Source organism: Planktotalea sp. (assembly GCF_039984035.1).
In the GTDB taxonomy this organism is placed as follows: Bacteria; Pseudomonadota; Alphaproteobacteria; order Rhodobacterales; family Rhodobacteraceae; genus Planktotalea.
In genome coordinates this window covers 1-6,090 of the sequence record NZ_JBDWVM010000240.1, presented here as the reverse complement: position 1 = coordinate 6,090, position 6,090 = coordinate 1, and the positions used below count along the sequence as shown (strand labels likewise).

Sequence of the window (6,090 nt, the reverse complement as noted above, 5' to 3'; positions counted from 1 at the left end):
GGCATGTCTAGCAAGTCCTCTGGATCGTTCTGGCCGAGCGCCCAGTACATAACATCGAGAGATTCCTCGATAATCTTTGTTCCATCCACAAAGACCGGCACTGTACCCTTGGGCGATGCTTCTAGAAATTCAGGCGCTTTGTCGCGCAGCACAATTTCGCGGTGCTCTGGTGTCAGACCAGAGGATGCAATCGCCAAACGTGCGCGCATGGCATAGGGGCATCGGCGGAAGGAATAGAGAATAGCGCTGGTCACGATGACCCTTTCAAAGAGGCAACAGTCAGGTTTTGCCTGATACTATACTAAGCTCCAGCTTTCTTCATCCTGAAGGCCACCGATTGCAATCCAGGAGAGACGAACTCTCGCTATGCGTGTGTCACCCCAAGTGCGGAACACAAGATCAAATCCCGTGGTTGAGATATTCTGAGCCATTACATCAGAGCGCACATTCGTTTCTTTGTCCAAATCCATAAGGGACATAGAAACTTGAACAGACGGTGGTTCATCAAAGGGTTCTGAGAAAATTATGGTTCTTTTGCGTTGCCGTGTACCGCTACCAGACCACATTTTTCCATCATTCTCATAATCTGAGAACATGATGTGTTCACCCTGATCGATACCAATCAGATGGCTACGTATACGTTTCATATTGTACCGGCTATCTTCTTCAACGTCCCCAACTCTCCCTAGAATTGATTGTGGGCAAAAATTAGGCAAGCACGAAGTGCTCCAAAATAGAAAAAAGCCCCACCGAGACATTCGGAAGGGCTTTCAATTCTTTGTCAGATCGATGGATCAGTTAACGCTAATTCCAAGAGCATCGCCAAGTGCAACGACGTCTGCCAAGTTCTTGGCAATGTCATCAACGCCTTCGCTCTTGGCGTCTTGAGCCTTTGCAAATGCGTCTGTTGCAGCGTCGACCAGACCCTTGAGGGTCGCTTGATCCATGTCCGCTTTGGCAATCGCTTGCTCAGCAAGAACGGAAATACCGTCATCACCGATTTCAGCGAAACCGCCAGTAACCACAAATTCTGCAGCGCCTTCTGGGCCTGTCACTTTCAAAACGCCGGGGCGCAATGTTGTGATCGTTGGCGCGTGATCAGCCATAGCTGTCATGTCGCCGTCGGCACCTGGGATCTGCACTTCTGTAACCTGCAAAGATGCAAGGCTACGTTCTGGGCTAACCAGATTGAATTGCAATGTGTCCGCCATGTTCGTCTCCTTTGTAGGCGGTGCAGACCGAGGCCTGCACCAACCAAATCAGGGATTAAGCTGCGTCTGCGGCCATTTTCTCGGCTTTGGCAATCACTTCGTCGATGCCGCCAACCATGTAGAAGGCGCCTTCTGGAAGGTGATCGTACTCGCCTGCGACAACCGCTTTGAACGACGCGATTGTGTCTTCCATAGGAACCTGAACACCGTCAGAACCTGTGAAGACCTTCGCAACGTCAAACGGCTGAGACAAGAAGCGCTCAAGCTTACGTGCACGGGCAACAGCCAACTTATCTTCTTCAGACAGTTCATCCATACCAAGAATGGCGATGATATCCTGAAGGGATTTGTAACGCTGCAGAACCTGCTGAACGTCTGTCGCAACTTTGTAGTGCTCTTCACCGATGATCAGTGGGTCAAGCAAACGCGATGTTGAACCAAGTGGGTCAACGGCCGGGTAGATGCCTTTTTCAGAGATCGAACGATCCAGAACTGTTGTCGCATCAAGGTGCGCAAACGATGTCGCTGGAGCCGGGTCAGTAAGGTCATCCGCTGGAACGTAAACGGCTTGAACCGATGTAATGGAACCATTCTTCGTGGAAGAAATACGTTCCTGCATCGCGCCCATGTCGGTCGCCAGTGTTGGCTGGTAGCCAACCGCGGAAGGAATCCGGCCCAACAAAGCCGAAACTTCAGAACCAGCTTGTGTAAAGCGGAAGATGTTATCAACGAAGAACAGAACGTCAGTCCCTGTGTCATCGCGGAACTGCTCGGCCAGTGTCAAACCAGTCAAAGCAACACGCATACGCGCACCGGGAGGTTCGTTCATCTGACCGTAAACCAGAGCAATCTTCGAGTCGACGAGGTTATCAGGAACGATAACGCCAGATTCGATCATTTCGTGGTAAAGGTCGTTACCTTCACGTGTACGCTCGCCAACACCCGCGAATACGGAAACACCTGAGTGAACCTTCGCAATGTTGTTGATGAGTTCCATGATGAGAACTGTTTTACCAACACCCGCACCACCGAAGAGACCAATTTTACCACCCTTCGTGTAAGGCGCGAGAAGGTCGATAACCTTAATGCCTGTCACGAGGATTTCTGTCGCTGTAGACTGCTGCTCAAACGTTGGCGCATCGCCGTGAATTGGGCGGCGTGCTTCAGCTGCAACTGGGCCTTGCTCGTCAACAGGATCGCCTGTGACGTTCATGATGCGGCCAAGTGTTGCGCTACCAACTGGAACAGAAATCTGCGCGCCAGTGTTGGTGACTTCTTGACCACGAATAAGACCTTCGGTTCCGTCCATCGCAATGGTACGTACCGTGTTCTCACCAAGGTGCTGTGCAACTTCGAGAACAAGGGTCTTGCCTTGGTTTTGTGTTTCCAGAGCGTTTAGAATCTCTGGCAGGTTGTCTTCGAACTGCACGTCGACGACGGCACCGATGACCTGAGTAATTTTTCCGACTGCATTTGCCATGTCGTAAACTCCGATATTTTAAAGCGCTTCCGCGCCCGAAATGATTTCAATCAGCTCGTTGGTAATGACGGCCTGACGTGAACGGTTGAACTGGATCGTCAGCTTGTCGATCATGTCACCCGCGTTGCGTGTCGCGTTGTCCATCGCAGACATTCGTGAGCCTTGCTCGGACGCAGCATTTTCCAGCAGAGCTGAGAAAACCGCCGTCGCCACACCGCGTGGAAGCAAGTCGGCCAAGATGGCTTCTTCGCTTGGCTCGTAGTCATAAAGCGTTGCCGCTTCTGCGCCTTCTTCCGCCTCAAACGCTGCAGGGATAATCTGCTGCGCTGTTGGGTTTTGGGTGACCACGTTCACGAACGTCGCATAGAAGAGTGTCGCGACATCAAACTCACCGGCATCAAAACGGCCAAGGATATCATTTGCGATACCTTGAGCGTCAGAATACCCGAGACGCTTGACCTCAGACAAATCAACATGCCCGACATAGTATTGACCAAAGTCACGCTTCAGGCTCTCGCGGCCTTTCTTGCCGACTGTCAAGATTTTGACAGTCTTACCGGCAGCGAGAAGTTCGTCCGCGTGAACGCGTGCTTTCTTTGAAATGTTGGTATTGAAACCACCACAAAGACCACGCTCAGACGTCATTACGACCAACAGGTGTACATCGTCTTTGCCCGTACCGCTCAGCAGTTTGGGCGCAGAGTCAGATCCACCAACCGAAGCCGCAAGACCCGCCATCACAGCGTTGAAACGCTCCGTGTAGGGACGTGACTGTTCGGCAGCTTCCTGCGCGCGGCGAAGTTTCGCCGCGGCAACCATTTGCATGGCTTTCGTGATCTTCCGAGTGTTTTTCACACTCTCGATCCGATTTTTGAGATCTTTAAGATTTGCCATCTGTCAGATCCCCTTACGCGAAATCAGAAGCGAATTCGGTAAGTGCTGCGTGTAGTTTGTCGGCAATCTCACCTTTGATCTTCTGATCCTTGTTGGTGATCTCGTCCAGCAGATCGCTGTGCTTGGAGCGCATGTGCGCCAGCATGCCAGCTTCGTAGCGGCCAACATCGGAAACTTCGATCGTGTCGAGGAAGCCGTTTGTACCAGCATAAATCACTGCAACGATTTCAGCGTTGGTCAGTGGTGAATACTGTGGCTGCTTCATCAGCTCTGTCAAACGCGCGCCACGGTTCAGCAATTGCTGAGTTGCCGCGTCGAGGTCGGAACCGAACTGAGCGAAGGCCGCCATCTCACGATACTGAGCGAGGGACAGTTTAACTGGACCCGCAACAGAGGACATCGCTTTTGTTTGAGCGGATGAACCAACACGAGAAACAGAAAGACCTGTGTTCACAGCTGGGCGGATACCTTGGAAGAACAATTCTGTTTCCAAGAAGATCTGACCATCGGTAATGGAGATAACGTTTGTTGGAATAAACGCAGAAACGTCACCACCTTGCGTTTCAATGATCGGCAGAGCCGTCAAAGAACCGGAACCGTTTTCTTCGTTCAATTTCGCAGAACGCTCGAGCAAACGGGAGTGAAGGTAGAAAACGTCACCTGGGTAAGCTTCACGGCCTGGTGGGCGGCGAAGAAGCAAGGACATTTGACGATACGCAACCGCTTGCTTGGAAAGATCATCATAGATGATCAAAGCGTGACGGCCGTTGTCGCGGAAGTGCTCTGCCATGGATGTCGCGGCATATGGCGCGAGGAACTGCAAAGGTGCAGGCTCGGACGCAGTCGCAGCAACAACGATGGAATATTCCATCGCGCCAGATTCTTCGAGCTTCTTAACCAGCTGCGCCACTGTGGAACGCTTTTGGCCAATCGCAACGTAAACGCAGTACAATTTCTTGTTCTCGTCGTCGCCAGCAGCTTCGTTGTAAGATTTTTGGTTCAGGATCGCGTCCAGAGCAACGGCAGTTTTACCTGTCTGACGGTCACCAATGATCAGCTCACGCTGGCCACGGCCAATTGGGATCATCGCGTCAACGGACTTCAGGCCAGTCGCCATTGGTTCGTGAACGGATTTACGTGGGATAATGCCCGGCGCTTTAACTTCCGCAACAACGCGCTTGGCCGTTTTGATTGGACCTTTGCCGTCAAGTGGGTTGCCAAGACCGTCAACAACACGGCCGAGCAGTTCGTCACCAACAGGAACGTCAACAATAGAGTTGGTGCGCTTAACAGTGTCACCCTCTTTGATTTCGCTGTCGGAGCCGAAGATAACAACACCAACGTTGTCCGCTTCGAGGTTCAAGGCCATGCCTTGAATACCACCGGGGAATTCAACCATTTCACCGGCCTGAACGTTGTCCAGTCCGTGTACACGGGCGATACCGTCACCGACGGACAGCACGCGACCGACTTCAGCAACTTCGGCGTCTTTGCCAAAGTTCTTGATCTGGTCCTTTAGGATCGCAGAAATTTCTGCAGCTTGGATACCCATTTATCCGACCTCTTTCATTGCATTCTGGAGGGAATTCAGCTTGGAGCGGATCGACGTGTCGATCATCTTCGAGCCAATCTTTACAACAAGACCGCCGATGAGTGTCTCATCAACGGTCGCCTTGATCTTAACGTCTTTACCAACATTGGCCTTCAGCGTTTTCGCCAGTTTATCTGACTGTGCCTTGGTCAACTTGGTTGCGGATGTAACGTCCGCGGTCACTTCACCTTTGTCTTCTGCGATAAGAGCACGCAGTTGAGACACAAGTTGTGGCAACACGAACAAACGACGCTTTGTTGCCATAAGGCTCAGCGTGTTCGCCATGATTGGCTGCAACTTCATCTTTTTGGAAATAGCGCCGATAGCAGCGCCTTGAACATCGCGGGAATACACCGGCGATGAAATAAGGTCGCGCAATTCAGCGCTGTCTTCTAGCGCTGCCGCTAGATCATCCACGTTGGTTTCAAGTTTAGCGAGCGCTTTGCCTTCTTTGGCAAGCTCGAAAACAGCTGAGGCATAGCGCGCAGCGATACCTGAGGAAATCGAAGCTGGTTCGGACACGTCCACCCTTCCGATATTCTGGCCTTTGGCTTGGCTGAAAACTTAGCGAGCCGCAAGCGATTGAGCTCCGACACATGTCGGTGCGTGAAATTCTGGGCCGATGTAGCAGAGGGAATGCCGCATCGCAACATATCTTGGTACAATTCCGTGATCGGTGAGCACCCTTATTTTTAAGGGTTTGGGTCATATGCGACGAGATGCGCATGTCAAAGCGTTACAAAAAACTTCAAAATTCGGAGTTTTTTGCGATTCCTTCACCACTTTTGTATCGAACTACGATTGATCCTGTTGTCGACCGACAGCAGATTCCGGCACCGGTTTGGGCGATAAAACTTCGAGCGGATTAGGGACGCGCAAACGATGACCCGGTCCTGCAGAAGCATGCACACGCT

General features: G+C 51.7%; 7 protein-coding genes. All 7 read right to left on the bottom strand.

Features of this window, described 5'->3' with window-relative positions:
• The coding region (locus ABJQ89_RS10885) for a glutathione S-transferase N-terminal domain-containing protein (protein ID WP_348496262.1) at positions 1-209 on the bottom strand (209 nt) is incomplete at its 3' end.
• 87 nt (positions 210-296) lie between these two features.
• Complete coding sequence (locus ABJQ89_RS10880; protein ID WP_348496261.1) at positions 297-647, bottom strand: H-type lectin domain-containing protein; 351 nt, start codon at positions 645-647, stop codon at positions 297-299.
• A 147-nt stretch (positions 648-794) separates the two neighbouring features.
• On the bottom strand, positions 795-1,211 hold the full coding sequence (locus ABJQ89_RS10875; RefSeq protein WP_348496260.1) for a F0F1 ATP synthase subunit epsilon: 417 nt from the start codon (positions 1,209-1,211) through the stop codon (positions 795-797).
• Between the two features lie 55 nt (positions 1,212-1,266).
• Positions 1,267-2,691 (bottom strand): F0F1 ATP synthase subunit beta, encoded by a 1,425-nt coding sequence (atpD, locus tag ABJQ89_RS10870; RefSeq protein ID WP_348496259.1) that lies wholly within the window; start codon positions 2,689-2,691, stop codon positions 1,267-1,269.
• 18 nt (positions 2,692-2,709) lie between these two features.
• Positions 2,710-3,585: a F0F1 ATP synthase subunit gamma gene (locus ABJQ89_RS10865; protein ID WP_348496258.1), complete on the bottom strand. Its 876-nt coding sequence runs from the start codon at positions 3,583-3,585 to the stop codon at positions 2,710-2,712.
• Positions 3,586-3,598: 13 nt separating this feature from the next.
• Complete coding sequence (gene atpA / locus ABJQ89_RS10860) at positions 3,599-5,137, bottom strand: F0F1 ATP synthase subunit alpha (protein ID WP_348496257.1); 1,539 nt, start codon at positions 5,135-5,137, stop codon at positions 3,599-3,601.
• Positions 5,138-5,698 (bottom strand): F0F1 ATP synthase subunit delta, encoded by a 561-nt coding sequence (locus ABJQ89_RS10855; RefSeq protein ID WP_348496256.1) that lies wholly within the window; start codon positions 5,696-5,698, stop codon positions 5,138-5,140.
• Positions 5,699-6,090: the final 392 nt, after the last annotated feature.

What these genes read in the sequence shown, in the direction of transcription:
- ABJQ89_RS10880 (WP_348496261.1), bottom strand. Translation starts at nt 647, where the DNA reads ATGAAACGTATACGTAGCCATCTGATTGGTATCGATCAGGGTGAACAC.
- ABJQ89_RS10875 (WP_348496260.1), bottom strand. Translation starts at nt 1,211, where the DNA reads ATGGCGGACACATTGCAATTCAATCTGGTTAGCCCAGAACGTAGCCTT.
- atpD (WP_348496259.1), bottom strand. Translation starts at nt 2,691, where the DNA reads ATGGCAAATGCAGTCGGAAAAATTACTCAGGTCATCGGTGCCGTCGTC.
- ABJQ89_RS10865 (WP_348496258.1), bottom strand. Translation starts at nt 3,585, where the DNA reads ATGGCAAATCTTAAAGATCTCAAAAATCGGATCGAGAGTGTGAAAAAC.
- atpA (WP_348496257.1), bottom strand. Translation starts at nt 5,137, where the DNA reads ATGGGTATCCAAGCTGCAGAAATTTCTGCGATCCTAAAGGACCAGATC.